Genomic DNA, 17,234 nt, shown 5'->3' with positions numbered 1-17,234 from the left:
AGAGTTTATCGTTTCATGGCGATGACTTCGCCGAGCATTGAGTCCGTGGTGGTGATAACCTTGGTGTTGGCCTGGAATCCGCGCTGCGTGCTAATCATGCGGACGAATTCGGTGGCCATATCCACATTGGACATCTCCAGGGAGTTGCCATCAATGGTTCCCTTGCCCGTGGAGCCTGCCTGCCCGGTTAGGGCTGGGCCGGATTCGCGGGTTTCGGAGAACAGGTTGCCGCCTTCACGCCTGAGACCGTGTTCATTGGTAAAGGTCGCCAGTGTGACCGCGTAGAGTTCCAACACCTGACCGTTGGAATAGTGGCCGGTGATGACGCCTTCGCGGGAAACCGAGATATTTTGCAGGATACCTGCGGAGTATCCGTCCTGACTTTGGAACAGGGTGGACGGACCGCCGGTGTCAAAGCTTTGAGTGGCCAGGGCACTGACTGCCGGGTCTTTGAAGTTGGCCAGATAGCCGGCACTGCTGACATCACTACCGACCATGGCGGCCGTTTGTGGCAGAGAACCGAGTCCTCCTTCCCAACCAATGGTGACGGGGCCGCCGTTACTGGACAAATCCCTGTTGGAAATACCAAAATCAATTTGGAGCGGGGTGGCATTGGTGGCTTCGGCTGTACTGGCGTTTGATTTGCCGAGGAAGTTGGCTGTACACACCGGGTAACCGCTGGTGGAAAAATCCGCCAGTGACCAGTTGTTCAAGTCCTTGACCGAACCGCCGCCGTTCGATTTGAGCGTGTACGCGCTCATGCCGGACAATTGGCCGGTGGTAAATGTCATGGTGCCAATCATCAGAACGCCGGCCGCCGATGTTTCGGCCTGTCCGATGGAGGTGTCCTGACCATCCATACCACTGAGAATCCGGCGGTCAGCGTTTGGTTCACAGGTGACCATGTATTCCCAGACTGTGTCGCCACCGGCATTGCTCATGGTGACTTGGTCATAATAGACGGTCAGATTGTGGGCTGTGCCGATGTCGTCATAGACCTTCAGCGTGCTCGAATAGGAATAGAGTGTCGGTGGCAGCGGTGTCTCTTTGTCGCCGTGCCAGTTACTGAACATGGCAAAGTAGGGGTCCGTGCTGCTTGAAGAATTATCCGGTGCTGTCGGGTCCAGGTTGGTGACCATGGACACATTGGTGGTCGGATTCGGCTCGGATTGGAAGTTTTCCAGACGGATATCCGTGGGAGTCCCGATGATTCGTGCGGAACGCGGGGACAGGGACGTGTTCGAACTGGTCGTGGTGACCGAGGTGCTGGATCGTTCGATTTCCCATCCTTGAAGGATATATCCATGTGGATCAACGAGGAATCCGTCCTGATCAAAACGGAAATTGCCCGCTCTGGAAAAATATTTCATGTCTTCGCCGAGGGGCGACACCAGAAACATGCCGTCACCGGAGATGGCCATGTCCGTTGCTTCGGACGATGACTCGAACGCACCCTGGCCAAAGTCCGAATAGACTGTGGAGACCCGAACGCCGCGTCCGACCTGACCCACGCCGTTGACCGTGGAAAAATCGGTGCTCATGAGGTCTTCGAACTGCATTCGTGCGCCTTTGAACCCCGTGGTGTTCACGTTGGCGAGGTTGTTGCCGATGACCGTCATCCGTTCGGAATGCGCTGTAAGCCCCGAAATACCGGAATACAATGATGCTCCTAAACCCATATCTACCTCCTAATCTCTTCTCCAAGAGCCTGTGGCGTGGCTGCCGCAGGTGAAATTTATCGTTATTCTTCGTCAGACTTGTCGTCATCCGGTTTCACAATTGGGGCGGTTCCCGGATCAACCACTTCCTTGACATTGAGGAAGCTGATAAATCTGCCGTCGCTCAGGCGTAGGTACTGGGTGCCCTTTTCGTTGACTACGGCATCAACTCGGCCGGAAATTTCCGTTTGGACCATGACATGTTTGCCATTGACGTCCTCACCGAGAATGCCAATTCCGTACTGGCCGTCTGGCACTTTTTGACCCGCTTCATTTTTTCCGTCCCATTCGTACTGATATGATCCGGCCTTCTTGCTGCCCAGTTCGACAGAGCGGATGATGGCGCCTTCGGAATCGTAAATATTCATCATGATTTTCGAGACCGGTTCGCCAAAACCGTAGTAGATGGTCGAGGCGTTGCCTTCGTTCATGCTGATTTTGTACCCTTCGGCCTTGACTTCCTTGCCGATGAAGCTGACTGCCGAGAGCATGTCGCTTTGCTGCATGGAGGACCCCAATGACTTGATGCCGTCATTGATGTTGGTGAGTTGCTCAAGGCTTGAGAACTGGGCCAACTGGGATGTCATCTCCGTGTCTTCCATCGGATTGAGCGGGTCCTGATGCGTCAGTTGCGCTACCAGAATCGTCAGGAAAGAATCCTGATCCATGCTCGATTTGTGTTGCGGAGTGTTGCTCGCGGCCATCCGTTGTTCCTGTGCCCCGAGAATCATTCCACCATTGTCTATGTAACCCATAATAGACCTCGCTTACGCAATAACGTGTAACCCATGTGCGGCATTAATTGCCTGCTCACGGAGAAGTTGCAGGTCTTGGGCCATTGGGCCGTCATTTCCATTCCGCATATTTTTCATGTGGCTGCGCATGGCGGCCATGGCCTCGCGATCTCGGGCCATGTTGTGCTGTTCCTGACCAAACCATTCATGGGCATCCTGGTTGTTGGCAAGCCCGGTCTGAACATCAAGTTTTTCAACCTTGAGTCCTTGATTTTCTAAAGAATTCTTAATTATATCAAGGTTCTCATGGATAATCTTTGCCGCTTCATGGTTCTCGGCCCGAATGCTTGCATTGACCTCTTTCCCATTGACCTGGAGCACGATGGAGAGCTTGCCGAGGTTTTCTGGTGTGAGCTGTACGGTGAGTTGTTTGGCCCCATTATTCAGGGTTTTGATGAAGGCATTGTCCACCTGTTTCATGACCTTGGGGGCGGAAACTTTTTCCCATGCGTGTGTTTTTGTTCCGGTTCCGATTTCGGTTGAGGAGGTCAATCCCGTCTTGAGCGTGTTGATGGTCTCGTCAGTCTTGACGTTGACCTGAGCGCGTTCTGTTCCGGCATCGTTTGTGGCAACCTTTTCAAGCAGGGTGGTCCAATGCGTATCGGATTCCGGTTGTTGCTGATTGGCCGCTGCGGGTGCCTTTGTGTGGTGCGTCTCCGACAGTCCCTGCTGACGGTTGTCTGTTACTTGCGTGAAATCTCGGTTTGTTTCGGCCTTGAAGGCGTCTTCGGCCACACGTGGTTTGAGGTCCACGGCTTCCGCAACCTGACGGGCGAGGGTGCTTTCCTTGGCTGCGTCTCCCATGGCATGAACAAACCCTTTGGTCACGGCCTGGAGCAAGGTCTGGTCCTTGGCATCCAGTGCCGTCATTTCCTGTTGAATGAGGGTAAAGGCCTGCTTGATGTCTTTGGGCAGGGCGTTTGTCCCGAAGAGTTCCTGGAGTTTACTCGTGAATTCTTTGGAAAAACCGAGTGCCGAAGTAAACGCTTCGACTTCCTGCTTGTCGAACAGGAGGCGTTGATCCTTTGGCATGGCGTCCATCTTGACCTGGAGCGCCTTCAGGACTTTGGCCTGATTGCCGTTTTCCAGATCTCGGATGAGTGCGTCGCTTTCCGTGTCCGAGAATCCGAACTTCGAGAAGAAGCTGGTCAACTTCCCTTTTTCAGTCTCGGAAAATTCGTTGGTGCGCATTTCGGCCATACTCTGGGCCACGACTTCGGTGAATTCTCCCCAGGTCATGCCTTCGTCGCTCCGAATCTTTTCTTCGATCGCGTCCAGCTTTTCCTGAGACATGCCATAGGCTTCGAGGTCGTCCCTGATCTCTTCGAAATCCTCTTCTGTCATACGCGTGTCCAGAGGCGCTTCGGTTGGTTCGGGATCATCTTGAATCGGAACTTCGTTCCCAGCGGCATTGACAGTGGCTTCCTGGTCTTCGGAAGCGGGGCCGGATTCCAGCATTTTTTCCTGTGAGGAGACAGGGGTCAGCGCCAGCTCATCTTCGACGAGATTTGCGTGTGTGTTGAACAGATCCATGAACTTGTCATTTTGGTCCCCCGTGTTTGCCGGGGCGATTTTCATGACCGGAATCTGTTCGGTCGGCTTTTGGATGGCGATGCCAGGAATATTTTGCATACCTTTCTCCTTCAGCCTGAATATAATCAAAAGCTGTGCCAAAGAAGAAGCGTCGTAAAATCAGTGTGTTGAAAGAATGTGGCTAGGAAGAAATGACCCTGTTAGGCGGTTATTGACAGAGAGCGATAAGCTTTTCCAGCAGGGTGAGAGCCATGCTCCAGCCAGAACGGGAGTAGTCGGTGTTTTCGAGAAACAGGTGAGCGTAGCCAGTGAGTGGTTTGATCGGGGTGGGACTTTCGACCCAGAACGTGTCATCCAGGATGCTTCCGTGACGAAGCCCGTGTTTGAACTGGCGGCCCATTTCCGGAAGATGTCCCAGTAGAATGGTCGTTTCTTTTTCGGCGTGTTGCGTCAAATCGTTCCATGCTTCCGTGCACCGGGTTGTTTCCCAGAGACCGAAGTGCGCACCGAAAAAGCGTTGCCAGAAGCGGGACAGCAATCGTTCGGCATCCGGTGGGGTCTGGTCGAGTCGGGTGAGATGGAAAAGACCGAGATCGGATGTTCCTGTTTCAAAGGCGGCCAGTCCCGGAAGCTTCATCCGGGCGAGTTTGGTCGGTCCATCCCCGGCGATCATGCGTGCGGCAAAAGCGGCCACTGGTCCGGGTTTGAATGCGTCGTGGCAAGAGAGTTTGTCGCGGGAACAGGCCCAGCATCCTTTGGCGCAGTCCATGTCGGCACGCAGAATGGTGTGTCCGGGCGAATAGGGACCGGTTTCCCAGGCGTTGACGTTGCCCATGGACAGGTTCAGGCATTTCACGCCGGACCAGACTGCCAAATGCATGGGACCGGTATCCGGGGTGATGAAAAGTGCGATAGTCTGGCCGACGGCACTCAGTTCATCCAGACCGAGCGTGCCGCACAGATCCAGCGTTTGACCGGCGGCGAGGGATGCGACCTGTCGGCCAAGGGGTTTTTCTGCGGGGCCTCCAAACAGGACCGGGCGCAGGTCCCGGCCATGAAGTTCATCGACCAATGCGGCCCAGAATGGTGCGGAAGGGCGTTTCGCCGTGTCGCTCGCCCCGAGGAACAGCCCCACGGTGCGGTTGTCGGGCACGGTGCGTGGTGTATCGAATTGGGTGGCGTGGATATCAGCATATGGAATACAATCCAATGCGTTGAGTTCCGCCCAATGATATCGGTTGAAGCGGTTGTTCGTGACAAGAGAGGCCCGATACAGTTGCCAGTCTCCGTGGACAAAACGGGAGCCGTCTGCGGCTTGAACCGGGCCGAGTACCTGTTCGGATGTCACTTCGCCGGCCAGAATGGCCGCCTTTTCCTGAATGGACAGATTCAGGACCAATTTAAAAGAATGCCGTTTGAGGCGGTGGGCTTCGGACCATGGAATATAGGTTACTGCTGGCGAGAGTTTCATCAGCGGGGTGAAAAAGGAAGCCTCGGCAGCGACAAGGATCGGATGGTCGGGATACCGTCGGGCGAGCCAGAGCATGAGCGGGTAGGAGAGAATGAGATCTCCCATCCGTTGCATCTGGAGTATGAGTATCGGTTTTTTCCCGGTCATGATTTATTCGAAGGTTTGGCGCATGGTTTCCATGAGTGACATCATGCGGTGGTCATAGGTGTGCTCTGCCAGAATGCGTTTGCGGGCGGCCTTGATGATGCGTGCCCGTTTGTCCGGGGCGTTGAGATACAAATCGACCAGCCCGGGAATTTCATCCGGGTCTCGATAGACGGCGATTTCCGTGTCCGGTTCGAATAGGGTTTCGATTTGGCGGCGATGATCGGTGAGCAGGAACGCGCCGCAGGTGGGCACATCGAACACCCGTTGATTGACCGCTCCTTTCATTTGCTGGCTCGTGCAGTTGAAATTGATGGTTGAGAGCGGATAGAAATCGGGCAGATCGTCATAATAGGATAATTCTGCGTGATACCGCCAGCCAGCCCGGCCCTTGAGCAGCTCGTTCCAACCGGGATCGCCGACAATGAGTGGATCGAAATCCAGAATCCGCAGGATACAGTCCAGCCGGTACAGCAGGGTCGCCTGCCAGGTTATGAAAGTCAGAAAGGCCTGTTTGCGTTCGGGGGTGCCGAGTGCGTCGAATTCCGAAAGCAGTTCCGGGAAATCGTGGCGCATGAATCGTTCGGCCTGTGGTTCGCCGGATTCGCCAAATGCCTTGGCCATGACCATCCCTGCTTCCAACAGGCGGGGCGAGGGATTGCAGGCCTGAATCCGTTTGATGGTCTTTGTCAACATGGAGTTGCCCACAAAGGAAATCGGGGCGCGCCATTGGTCTACCGGCTGAGTGCGATGCGGGACCAGTCGTGTGGGATCAGCTCCCAAAGGCAGGTGAAAGACCGCGTCGAACCCCATGGCCTTGAGTGAGTCCACGGTATCAAAATCCCAGGTGAACAGGGCGGTGCGACCTTCGAAAATGTGATGATAGGTGTCGAGAATGAGATGCGGATTGTCCACAAACCATGACGCCAGCGGGATGTCATAGGTCTTGAGCAGGGTGGTGAGCACCCCTTCCCGGTCCACGCCGAGATGGTTGACGGTCAAGACGAAGTCGGGTTTGAAGGTATTCAGGGTAGACACCATTTGTGTGACAAAGGTGTCGAGGTCCATTTCCTTGGTCCCAAAATCCAGAAAGAAATGATCTACACCAAGGCGTTCACAGGCGGCCTTGAGTTCGCCGATGAGGAAATATTGACTGGTGAGCAGGAGAATGCGCGGGTGTGTCTGCCTGAAACTGGGGCGAGTGGGGTGATCGGTCTGCATTCGTTGAAGTTCCTTTTTCTCGATGGCGTTGACTACACCGTTTTGGACCGGCTGCGATCTTTGGCCTGATACAACTCAGTGTCTGCGCGTTTGGTGATGGATTCAAGGTCATCGCCATCCCGGTATTGCGCCAGCCCATAACTGAATGAGATGGGGCATTCGTCTGAGGACTCGGTGACGGCCAGTAACGTTCGTTGTGCCAGAACGTGTGCATCATCGAGAGTTCCATCCAGGAAGATGATGAATTCATCGCCGCCCCAACGGGCAAGAATATCTGTGGGCCGCAGGGTATTGCTCAGGGTCGTGGCCACATATTTGAGGACTTCATCCCCTTTGAGATGCCCGTATTGATCGTTGACTTCCTTGAATTTGTTAAGATCAAGAATAATGGTGGAGAATGGGGCCGCATATCGTTTGGCCTTGTACGCTGCTTGTTGGAAATAGGATTCCAGGGCGCGCCGGTTGGCAACGCCGGTCAATGGGTCCGTCTGGGCCAGTCGTTCCAGTCGTTTCTGATAGTGATTCACCGTGAAGATGCAGAGAACGATAATCAGGGTGGAGGCACAGAGTCCAATGATGATGGTCCGCACGAGATTTTCGCGTGCGGAAGCCAATGCCTCATCCTCGCTTTGTTCGACAATGAGGTGCCATTGCAGTTCCGGAATATACTGGGTTGAGAGGAGATAATGGGTGTCGTTCCAGTTGTATTCGAGGCTGAGAATGTCGTCTTTTTCGTGAAGGATTTGTGGCGCAAGTTCGGAAATTCCACCGGCTTTGGCAATGGAGTGTTTTTCGATGAGGTGTTTGTCATGGTGGAGTTGGACCAAACCATCTTCATCGACAAGAAAGATTTTTCGATTATATTTTCGTTTGAATTCCCGCAGCATTTTTGCGGCATTTTCAATGTTGACTCCCACGCCAGCCACGCCGAGAAAACGCCCTTTGGCATCGTCCACCCTGAAATTGATGAAAATGGTCAGTGTGTTGTTTTCGGCTTCGTTGTTGTCCACATCCAGATCAAATTCCTTGCCGGAACGCTGGAAGGCATAATACCAGATGTCGTGCGGGTTTCGAGGCCCGATTTCCTTGAGAATTCCATTCTGGGTATAATAGAGATCCGTGGTTTTCGAGACAAAAAATGTCGTGAAGAAACCGTATTTCTTTTTGATTTTCTGGAGATATTTCGTGATGGCATCGAGGTCTTTTTCGCCCCCAGTGATCCAGTTTCTCAGGAAGGTATCATTGGCCATTGAAGACGAAACCAGCAATGGACGCATCATGAAGCCCTGGATTTCCGAATAGATATTTTTTCGAGTCAGAGGCAGGGAAGATTGAATGAGTTCGGAACGGATTGCTCTGCGCGTGATGGCGTAGTTAATGAAGCTTGTCGTGAGGAATGCCGAGACAAGGATGACGGAGAGAGTCACTATCAATTTCGATTTGATGCTCATTAAGACAGCCTACAATGTATACCAGATAAGAACAAAGGGTTTACAACGTCTCCGAATCAAGCAAGATGGTGACCGGGCCCCAGTTCGTGAAATTCAGATTCATTTCCGCCCCGAATTGACCGGTGGCGAAGTGCCCGGGCGTTTGGGCCTGGGTATCGTCCATCAGTCGATCAAAGAGCGGTTCCGCGATGGCCGGATGGCAGGCCGTGGTAAAGGATGGGCGGCGGCCTTTTTTGCAATCGGCATACAACGTGAATTGGGAAATGAGCAGGATGTCGCCCTGAATGTCCGTGAGGGATCGGTTCATTTTCCCTTCCGCGTCAGGAAAGATTCGCAGGTTCAGCGTTTTGTCGAGCATCTTTTTCCAAATCGGCGTGTTCGGCAGGTTCGCGGTATCGTCAGAGCCGAAGCCCGCGAGCACGAGCAGTCCTGTTTCTATTGTCCCGAGAGTGGTGCCGTTGACCGAGACGCTGGCGTCTGAGACTCGTTGTATGACCAGGCGCATGTTAGACCGACTTTGTGGATATGATGACGGTGTGATGACTGACGTTTTTTTCCTGATGTTCCATGGCATCGCGATGACAGCCTCGACTGAACGCGGCGAACAGGAAAAAACAGACAAAAGCCAAAAAGGCGATTCCGCTGAGAACTCGTTTGGGGTTGTTGCGTGCGTCTTTTGGAATGAGCAGGCTGGTCATGATTTTCCCATAGGACATGCCGTTGATTTCGCCCCGAGCGTCTTTTTTTTTGGTGGACACGGCTATTCTTCCCAGTATGTGGCTTTTGAGGAATCTTTTTCCGAAACCGAGACTTCAACCAATCGTACCACGTCTGGCAGGGTGCCGTTCAGTGCCTTATAGATGAACATGGCGAGGTTTTCGGATGAAGGGTTGATTTCGGTAAAGGGTGGAATCTCGTTGAGATGGTGGTGGTCGAGCTGTTCAAGCACGGCCTTGGTGTGCCGTTTTATCTCCTTGAAATCCACGAGGTACTGAATCTTTTCATCCAATGTGTCGCCCTCGACAACAACCTCCACGCCAAAGTTGTGGCCGTGCATGTTCTCACACTTGCCGCCATAGTTGCGCAGTTGGTGCGAGGCCGAAAAATCGTGGGTGATGGTCAGTTTCCATTTGCCGGGCATACTGTGGTGTCCTTTGTCGGGTTAATACGTGTTGCGGTCTTTGTACTCGTGCGGACGACGGTTGCCGTCTTGGAATTCTTCCACCGGGTACTTTTGCTCGTTTCTTTCGCATTTTTCATGCGCAGCCGCAACCAGATCGATGTCCAGCTCCGAGGCCATGCGGGTCAGGTAGATGAGCACGTCCGCCATTTCTTCGGCCACAGCATCCTTTCGCTTGCCACTGACATTTCGGCTTTCTTCGACGGTCAGCCATTGGAAATGTTCTACCAATTCACCAACTTCAGCGGTGAGGGCCATGGCGAGATTCTTCGGGGATTGATGCTGTTGCCAATGACGTTCTTCCACGAATTTCCAGTGGCGTGCGTCGAGTTCTTTTAATGAATCCATGATATCTTTTCTTCTGGTTGCAGGGTGAGATCATACGGGAGCGTGGTGTGTCGAGATATTTCGTTTTGGGTACAGGTCTCATCGAACCGCTGGTTCGATGAGACCCACAGCACTTGATCGAAATTTTGAAAGCCTCTTAGTTCATGGCAGCCTGATGCCGCAGGGCATCGCCATTTTGCCATTTTTCCACGTCTTTCCAGAATTCGCGACTCGGGAAGATCTTCCATCCATGGCCGAGTTTGAGGGTGATGACACTCTCTCTTGTGATGACACCGAGGGTGACGTGTGTGTTGCCAGGGTATTTTTGCAAGATGGTTTTGAGAGCACCGAGGTGCGCGTCCACCGCATTCTTTTCACCGACCCAGAGCGGAACGGGTTTGTCCGATCCCTGCACTGCGTCTGCAAGGAACATGACCTTGTCCGCCAGAATCTTGGCCGCTTTGGGGGCTTCTTCCTGTCCAGGCTCTTCGCGAATGTCGATCTTGCCTTGAACCATGAGTGGCCGGTCTGCATCGATCATTTCTCGGGCGTCGGCGTAGACTTTTGGAAGCATGGTGATTTCACCGGACGTGGTCAGGTCTTCGGCCACGCAAAAGGCCATGGGGTCGCCCCGTTTGGTGATGAATTGCTTGTAATCCGGGATGATGACGGCCACGCGGACTTCCGACCCGTTGGGAATGTTCTTGCATTCCTGGAGCGTGTTGGTGCGGAGCCGTGCCAAGTCCTGACGGTAGGAAAGCAGGGGATGCCCGGTGAGAAAGAATCCGAGCACGTCCTTTTCCTGCGAGAGTTTTTCCTTGTCGTCGAATTCTTCCATGTCTGAACAGGTGGGAGAAAGAGACGGCGCGTCCGGTCCCCCGCCACCGAGCATATCCAACATGTTGAGCATTCCGGAATCCTTTTCCTTGGCTTTTTTTTGACCAAGGGCAACGGCTTTTTCCAGATCGTGCAACAGACCGGCCCGGGAGCATTTGAAACAATCCAGAGCACCAGCCTTGATAAGGGATTCCAGGACCCGTTTGGTCACGCGGCGTAGATTGACTCGTTCGCAGAAGTCGAAAATGTCCTTGAACGGTCCGTTCTCATTGCGTTCGATGACAATCTCATTGACCGCTTCCTCGCCCACGTTCTTGATGGCAGCCATGGCATAGAGAATGTCGCCGTTCAGCACTGAGAATCGGGCGTGTCCGGCATTGATGTTGGGCTGTTTGACCGTGATCTCCATGTCGCGACAGGCGTTGATGTACATGATGATCTTTTCGGTGTTGTTCATTTCCGTGGACATGAGCGCGGCCATGAATTCTACCGGAAAATGGGCCTTGAGATACGCGGTGTGGTAGGAAATAAGCGCGTAGGCGGCTGAGTGCGATTTGTTGAAACCGTAGGCCGCGAATTTTTCCATGGTGTCAAAGATCTCGTTGGCGATCTTGTCGGGAATCTTGTTTTCCCTGGAGCCTTCGAGGAAACGGGACCGTTGCTTGGCCATTTCTTCGGCGATCTTTTTACCCATGGCGCGACGAAGAAGGTCACCTTCACCCAGTGAGTAGTTGGCGACCGTCATGGCGGTGGCCATGACCTGTTCCTGATACACCATGACCCCATATGTGGGCTTGAGCGTGTCTTCGAGGGACGGGTGCGGGTAGGTGACTTCGATGTCACCGTGTTTGCGCATGATGAATTCATCAACCATGCTGACACCCTGTGAACCGATCATGCCCAGCGGGCCGGGACGGTACAGGGCGAGCATGGCCACGATATCTTCAAAGCAGTCGGGCCGCAGCATCCTGAGATATTTGCGCATCCCCGAGGATTCAACCTGAAAGACACCGTCGGTATCGCCCTTGGCAAAGATGTCGAAGGTATCCGGGTCATCCAGAGAAAGGGTGTCGAGATTTGGTGCTTCTTTGCCTTGTTCTCGAATGATGTCCAGACAGTCCTCGATGACGGTCATGGTGCGGAGTCCCAGAAAGTCGAACTTGATAAGGCCGACTTTTTCGACTTTTTTCATGTCGAACTGGGTCACGATTTCACCCTTCTTCCCTTTGTACAGGGGAAGGTATTCAACCATGGGTTTGTCCGAGATGACCACACCCGCCGCATGGGTGGATGCGTGTCGGCACAGTCCTTCAAGCCGGGTGGAAATATCGATGAGCTTGGCGATTTTCGGGTCTGTGGCGACCATGTCGTCGAGTTCGACCACGCCCTTGACCGCGTTGGGAACGTTGATCTTGGCTTTTTCCACGCCAAGCAGTTTGGCCATGATGGCAGGATCATCCGGGACGAGTTTGGCGATGCGGTCTGTTTCGCCAAAGGTCATGCCCAGTGCGCGACCAACGTCCTTGATGACCGCCTTGGTTTTCATGGTCCCGAAGGTGGTGATCTGTGCAACGTGGTCAGAGCCATATTTCTGGGCACAATATTTGACGACTTCCAGACGGCGGCGTTCACAGAAGTCAACGTCGATATCAGGCATGGAGACACGTTCCACGTTCAGGAATCGTTCGAACAACAGATCATAGGGGAGCGGATCAAGGTTGGTGATCTTGAGAGACCACGCCACGATGGAACCAGCAGCCGACCCACGGCCCGGTCCCACTGGAATTCGGTTGTCCTTGGCCCAGTTGATGAAGTCCTGCACGATGAGGAAGTAGGCCGGGAAACCCATTTCGATGATGACCCCAAGTTCGTAGTCGAGCCGGTCCCAATACTTTTTTTCATCCACTTCATATGGAATGGTCTCCAGCCGCCGTTTGAGTCCAGCCTTGCAAAGTCGGGTGAATTCTTCGTCCATGTCCGATACGCCTTCGGACAGTTCGTATTTTGGGAAATAGTAGTTCCCCATTTCGATTTCGAGGTTGCATTGCTCGGCGATGCGCTGGGTGTTGAGAATGGCTTCGGGCACATGGGAGAACGCCTTTTCCATTTCTTCAGGCGTCTTGAAATACAGTTCCTGCGTGTCCATCCTGAACCGTTTTTCCGCGTCCACCGTGGTTTGTGTCTGGATGCAGAGCAGGGTGTCGTGTGCTTCGTAGTCTTCGGCAGTCAGGTAGTGACAGTCATTTGTGGCGACTAAGGGCAGGCCGGTTTTTTCGCTGCATTTGATGAGCAGCTCATTGAGCCTGGTCTGTTTGCCAATGCCGTTATCCTGCAATTCGAGATAGAAGTTGCCGGGGAAAATCGAGGCGTAGGTCTCGGCCATCTTCACGCCTTCATCCAGCCCCTCGTTCATGAGTTTGCGGGGAACTTCTCCGGCCAGACAGGCGGACATTGCAATGAGTCCTTCTGAATACTTTTTGAGCAGATTCTTGCAGACACGCGGCTTATAATAGAATCCTTCAAGATAGCCGGTACTGACCAGCTTGGTCAGGTTTTGGTATCCCTTGCGGTTCTTGGCGAGCAGGACCAGATGATAGCCGCCGCCTTTTTCCTTGCGTTTGTGGGCACCTTCGTCGTCGATATCGCCAGCGGCCACATAGACTTCACAGCCGATGATGGGCTTGATGCCCATTTCCATGGCAGACGTGTAAAAGGTTGCGGCACCAAACATGGACCCGTGGTCCGTGATGGCCACGGCTGGCATACCGAGGTCCTTGGACCGTGAAAGCAGGTCGTTGATGCGGATTGCACCGTCCAGAAGACTGTATTCAGTATGGACGTGAAGATGAACGAATTCGGCCACGGTACTCCCTGTGGAAATGATGTTGAATCAAGACCTCCATGTATACTGGATTCCGTGTCGCTTTGGAAGAAGCGAACCGGGGATAGTTCAGATTTGTGGAAAAGGGCGGACTTGAGTGTCAGACCAAGCCTTTTGTGCAGTGAGACAGTCCAAATCAGGGTATTGACCGAGGTGCTTTTGGGGAGTAGCGTCCTCTTTATATGTTCAAGTAACTATTATCAAAAAAAGGGAAGGCACGAAGGCGTGGTGGAAGAAAATTGTTCTCGGGTCGATGAGAAAAAGGTTCGAGCGATCCTTGAGTCTCGACAGATCAATACGTATTTTCAGCCGGTGGTGGCTATTGCTTCAAAATCCATTATTGGTTTTGAAGCATTTTCTCGTGTGACGGGAGAGTTTGCTCGGTGTCCCGATATTCGAATGCTTTTTCACAAGGATCTCAGCCCGGAATTGATTGTGAACGTTGATCGGCTTTGCCGGGACAAGGCGTTGGCCAGGTACAGGTCCATTCATGAGACCCACCCGGACCTGTTGTTGTATCTGAACGTGAACGTGGACATCATGCCGCACGTTGATCCGGATTCAGCGTATTTGTTCGAGCAGATCGAACAATTGGGCATCGCTCCTCAAAGCGTTGTCGTTGAAGGGGTGAGCTTTGCCCCTGACGTTGAACGGATGGCCGCCTTTTGTGCGCATTTTCGGGAGCATGGTTTGAAGGTCGGTCTGGATGGTTGTGCCGTCGACGAGCCGTTCAACAGTGCCATTTCCCGATTGAAGCCGGATTTTATCAAGATAAATCGGTCCTTTTTTGGCGATACGGAACGTGCAGAGTATTCGGCGAAGACGCTTGAAGGTCTGATTTCGGCGGCGGACCATGTTGGTGCGTCCGTGATTGGGTGTGGAGTCGAGACCGAAGCGGAGTCGATTCGCCTGCTGATGGCTGGGGTCAATTTGCAGCAGGGGTATTACTATACTCGTGGCGAGGAGCGTCATGTTGGTGATCCTGCCTGGATGTTTCGTGAGAAAATTGTCGAGACCTATGATAAATATCTGAAAGTGAAGAACAGACAGGTTCGACGGAAGAAAGAGCGGTTTGTCCAGATTTTCAAGGACGTGTCCAGTGTGTGCTCCAAATTGTCGAATCGGTCGGAAGAGTGGTTTGAGGATGGCTGTAAGAAGCTTGCCCGAACCGGTGAAGGGATTATTTCCCTTTTTGTCCTTGATACGACCGGGCGACAGATTACCCGACGAATTTCATCGTCTCTGCGGCAATCCGCTTCCCATCCCGATGTGATTTTAAAGACGGATATAGGGGTGAGTCATTCTGTGGAAGACTATGTCCTCTATCTTGATATCGGGTATGAGAAATTCGTGACCCCGCCGTTTGTTTCGCCATTTACCGGGGAAAAGGCCTGCCTTGTGAGTACCCCGTTTTTCAATATCCAGGGGGATCGGTATATCGTGTGTGTGGAAATGGCTCTCGCTGGTTAGTTGACATTTTTCCGCGAAAGCGGTCCATTGTCAGCCATTGAACGTCCAGCCCGGAGCTTTTGTGGAAAATTTTACCGACTTACCTGCCTATCTTTGGCATCGCTTGCCCTTGATCCTGCTTTTTGTGTGTGGCTATTTGGTCTATCAATTGATGGCCGCAGCCAGGATCACCGATAGTTTTGTCTCCTGGGCTTTGAACAAGAGCCGAGGGCGAGCATCCTTGTTGATTTTATATATCATTGCAGCATCGGCTGCCTTGTCTTCATTTATTCCCAATACCATTACCGTATTGACCCTGATTCCAGTGCTCAAGAAATTGGATACGGATTTTGCCGAACAGGGTGCCACGGGAATGACGACGATTCTCATGTGTTCGGCCATTTATGGGTCGGCCATTGGCGGCATGGGGTCCATGATAGGCTCTCCGGCCAATGCTGTTCTGTTTGCGGCGTTGGATGTGTTTGAAGTCCCCGGTCGTGAGCAGATTACTTTTTTCAATTGGTTTCTTTGGTCAGTCCCCCTGGTCATCTGCTTTGTGGGATTGGCGTGGGGTGTGGCCGCCGGATTGGGATTGCCTGCTTCAGCCCGTGGCGTGACGGCCAAAGTGGAGCGGCTTCCGAATGGGCATGAAGCCGGATTGCGGCAACGGTATGGCGTGCGGTTGTTTTGGCTTTATATATTGTATTGGGTGATGGAGGCTGTCCTTCGACAACAGGTGGTCGGGTTTGCCGCGATTTCTCCCGTGTTTTGTCTCGGGTTCGCCGTGGTATTTCTGTATCTGCTTTTTGTGCGGGATGCGCCATCATCCCCAGTGGGCCGAGGACCATTGTTGACCGCTGGAGACCTTGTGCGCTCAGTACCCCGGCGAGGGCTGCTTTTCATTGTGGCGCTTGGCGTCCTTTTTGCGGGAGTGCATTGGCTTGAATTGGATGAGCGGGCCGTGATCGCTGCCGGAAAAATGCTTCAAGGCGACATGACACCGGTTTTGCTGTTCTTTCTCACTATTATATCGGTCATTTTCTTGACCGAAGTCTTGTCCAATACCGCCGTGGTGGCCGCTTTTTTTACTATCGCCTTTTACGCGGCGCAGGGTCACAGCATGGACCCGCTCTATTTGATGATAGGGGTCGGGATCGCGTCCACCTGTGCGTTCATGACACCTATTGCCACGACATCGAATGCGTTGGCGTATGGCGAGATGAAAGGCGCATCGTTGCCGATCATGCTGGGCTTGGGGTGCGTGCTCAACGTCCTTGGAGCGATCCTCATGACCAGCTGGTTGAGCTGGGTCCTGCCATATATCTATTAGAAGAAAGAGAATGCCCTTGGTCGGAGTGTCAGCTATTGGGCGAATATCTTCTTGATGTCCTTGATGTATGAGAAGGTCCGCAGCTTCCATCCTTGCCCGGTGGGATTGTAATAATAGATGTCGAATGTCTTTGGCATGTTCTTGAAAAGCAGAACGTAGCGGAGCCGCATGACGGATTTCCCTGCGGTCTGTTTGAGAATCTTTTCATACCCGTAGGGCTTGCCGCTTTTTTTGTACGCGCTGTATATCTCGAATTTGAGTTTGTCCAAGGCGTCGTTCTTCGTATTGCCAAGCAGGGCTTTAAAGGCGTTGTCGAGTTTCCCTTCAACCATGAGGTCGAGGAAACGTTCGGCATGGGCTTCCGGTCCGGTTTGTTGCCAGCTTGAAGGAGGGAGTGCTTCTTGTGCAAAGGCCGAGGCTACCGGCAGGGTCAACAGGGTCAGACAGCAATAAATGAGGCTTCGAAGTCGCATGAGATCTCCTTTGGTATCGGGTTATCAGACAAAGTAGCAAAGATTATAGCGTGACGCGAGGGTGATTCCAGCCAGATTGGGAACAGTGTGTTGCGTTGTTGATGCGATAAACAGAGGCGATACAGCTAGATGTGTTTTCTTGTTGAATAAAATATACAATGATTACAACATGTTAAAAAAATGATGCACTTTTTTTGAAAATACCACTTGACCTGTCTGGTCGATTCCCATAGAACCTCTTTCGCCGCACGGGAAAGCCCAACAGGACAGCACCGGCGGCTTGTTTATTCTTAAATATCTAGGACGGTTACCCCGAAAATCAATTTTGAAAAAGTTGAAAAAAAGGGTTGACGGGAGCTTCTCGAAAGTCTAGTTTCCCCTTCCTGCCTGACGGCGGGAACGTTCTTTGAGAAAAAGACAGAATG

The 17,234-nt window shown here is 52.8% G+C and carries 14 protein-coding genes; 2 read left to right on the top strand and 12 right to left on the bottom strand.

Annotated features, from left to right (window positions below; genetic code table 11):
* Nucleotides 1–5: 5 nt before the first annotated feature.
* The 11 genes from GO013_RS15235 to dnaE form a co-directional block, all read right to left on the bottom strand.
* Complete coding sequence (locus GO013_RS15235) at nt 6–1,679, bottom strand: flagellar hook protein FlgE (protein WP_163812621.1); 1,674 nt, start codon at nt 1,677–1,679, stop codon at nt 6–8.
* 62 nt (nt 1,680–1,741) lie between these two features.
* The gene (locus tag GO013_RS15230) at nt 1,742–2,473 is read right to left on the bottom strand and encodes a flagellar hook assembly protein FlgD (protein WP_163812619.1); all 732 of its coding nucleotides are present in this window, start codon (nt 2,471–2,473) and stop codon (nt 1,742–1,744) included.
* Nucleotides 2,474–2,485: 12 nt separating this feature from the next.
* Nucleotides 2,486–4,144 (bottom strand): flagellar hook-length control protein FliK, encoded by a 1,659-nt coding sequence (locus GO013_RS15225; RefSeq protein WP_163812617.1) that lies wholly within the window; start codon nt 4,142–4,144, stop codon nt 2,486–2,488.
* 109 nt (nt 4,145–4,253) lie between these two features.
* Complete coding sequence (locus GO013_RS15220) at nt 4,254–5,663, bottom strand: glycosyltransferase family 9 protein (protein WP_163812615.1); 1,410 nt, start codon at nt 5,661–5,663, stop codon at nt 4,254–4,256.
* Nucleotides 5,664–5,666: 3 nt separating this feature from the next.
* Complete coding sequence (locus GO013_RS15215) at nt 5,667–6,881, bottom strand: glycosyltransferase (protein WP_163812613.1); 1,215 nt, start codon at nt 6,879–6,881, stop codon at nt 5,667–5,669.
* A gap of 32 nt (nt 6,882–6,913) precedes the next feature.
* A complete protein-coding gene (locus GO013_RS15210; protein WP_163812612.1) occupies nt 6,914–8,332 on the bottom strand; it encodes a sensor domain-containing diguanylate cyclase in 1,419 nt (472 codons plus the stop codon).
* A 40-nt stretch (nt 8,333–8,372) separates the two neighbouring features.
* Nucleotides 8,373–8,837, bottom strand: a complete 465-nt coding sequence (gene dtd, locus GO013_RS15205) for a D-aminoacyl-tRNA deacylase (protein WP_163812610.1) — start codon at nt 8,835–8,837, stop codon at nt 8,373–8,375.
* Nucleotide 8,838: 1 nt separating this feature from the next.
* Nucleotides 8,839–9,090 carry a hypothetical protein gene (locus GO013_RS15200; RefSeq protein WP_163812608.1) on the bottom strand — a complete coding sequence of 84 codons (252 nt, stop codon included), beginning with the start codon at nt 9,088–9,090 and terminating at the stop codon, nt 8,839–8,841.
* A 2-nt stretch (nt 9,091–9,092) separates the two neighbouring features.
* Nucleotides 9,093–9,473, bottom strand: a complete 381-nt coding sequence (queD, locus tag GO013_RS15195; RefSeq protein WP_163812606.1) for a 6-carboxytetrahydropterin synthase QueD — start codon at nt 9,471–9,473, stop codon at nt 9,093–9,095.
* A gap of 21 nt (nt 9,474–9,494) precedes the next feature.
* The gene (locus GO013_RS15190) at nt 9,495–9,860 is read right to left on the bottom strand and encodes a nucleotide pyrophosphohydrolase (protein ID WP_163812603.1); all 366 of its coding nucleotides are present in this window, start codon (nt 9,858–9,860) and stop codon (nt 9,495–9,497) included.
* A 136-nt stretch (nt 9,861–9,996) separates the two neighbouring features.
* Nucleotides 9,997–13,539: a DNA polymerase III subunit alpha gene (dnaE, locus tag GO013_RS15185; protein WP_163812601.1), complete on the bottom strand. Its 3,543-nt coding sequence runs from the start codon at nt 13,537–13,539 to the stop codon at nt 9,997–9,999.
* A gap of 243 nt (nt 13,540–13,782) precedes the next feature.
* Between dnaE and GO013_RS15180 the strand changes: the two genes are divergently transcribed.
* Nucleotides 13,783–15,027 (top strand): EAL domain-containing protein, encoded by a 1,245-nt coding sequence (locus GO013_RS15180; RefSeq protein ID WP_163812599.1) that lies wholly within the window; start codon nt 13,783–13,785, stop codon nt 15,025–15,027.
* A gap of 61 nt (nt 15,028–15,088) precedes the next feature.
* Entirely contained in the window at nt 15,089–16,336 is a 1,248-nt protein-coding gene (locus tag GO013_RS15175) for an SLC13 family permease (RefSeq protein ID WP_163812597.1), read from the top strand.
* A gap of 32 nt (nt 16,337–16,368) precedes the next feature.
* Here GO013_RS15175 and GO013_RS15170 read toward each other — a convergent pair whose 3' ends face one another.
* Nucleotides 16,369–16,809 (bottom strand): hypothetical protein, encoded by a 441-nt coding sequence (locus tag GO013_RS15170; RefSeq protein ID WP_163812595.1) that lies wholly within the window; start codon nt 16,807–16,809, stop codon nt 16,369–16,371.
* Nucleotides 16,810–17,234: the final 425 nt, after the last annotated feature.

Origin of the sequence: Pseudodesulfovibrio sp. JC047 (assembly GCF_010468615.1) — a bacterium.
In the GTDB taxonomy this organism is placed as follows: domain Bacteria; phylum Desulfobacterota; class Desulfovibrionia; order Desulfovibrionales; family Desulfovibrionaceae; genus Pseudodesulfovibrio.
Note: the sequence above shows the minus strand (reverse complement) of the source record. Positions and strands in the feature narration are given on the sequence as shown.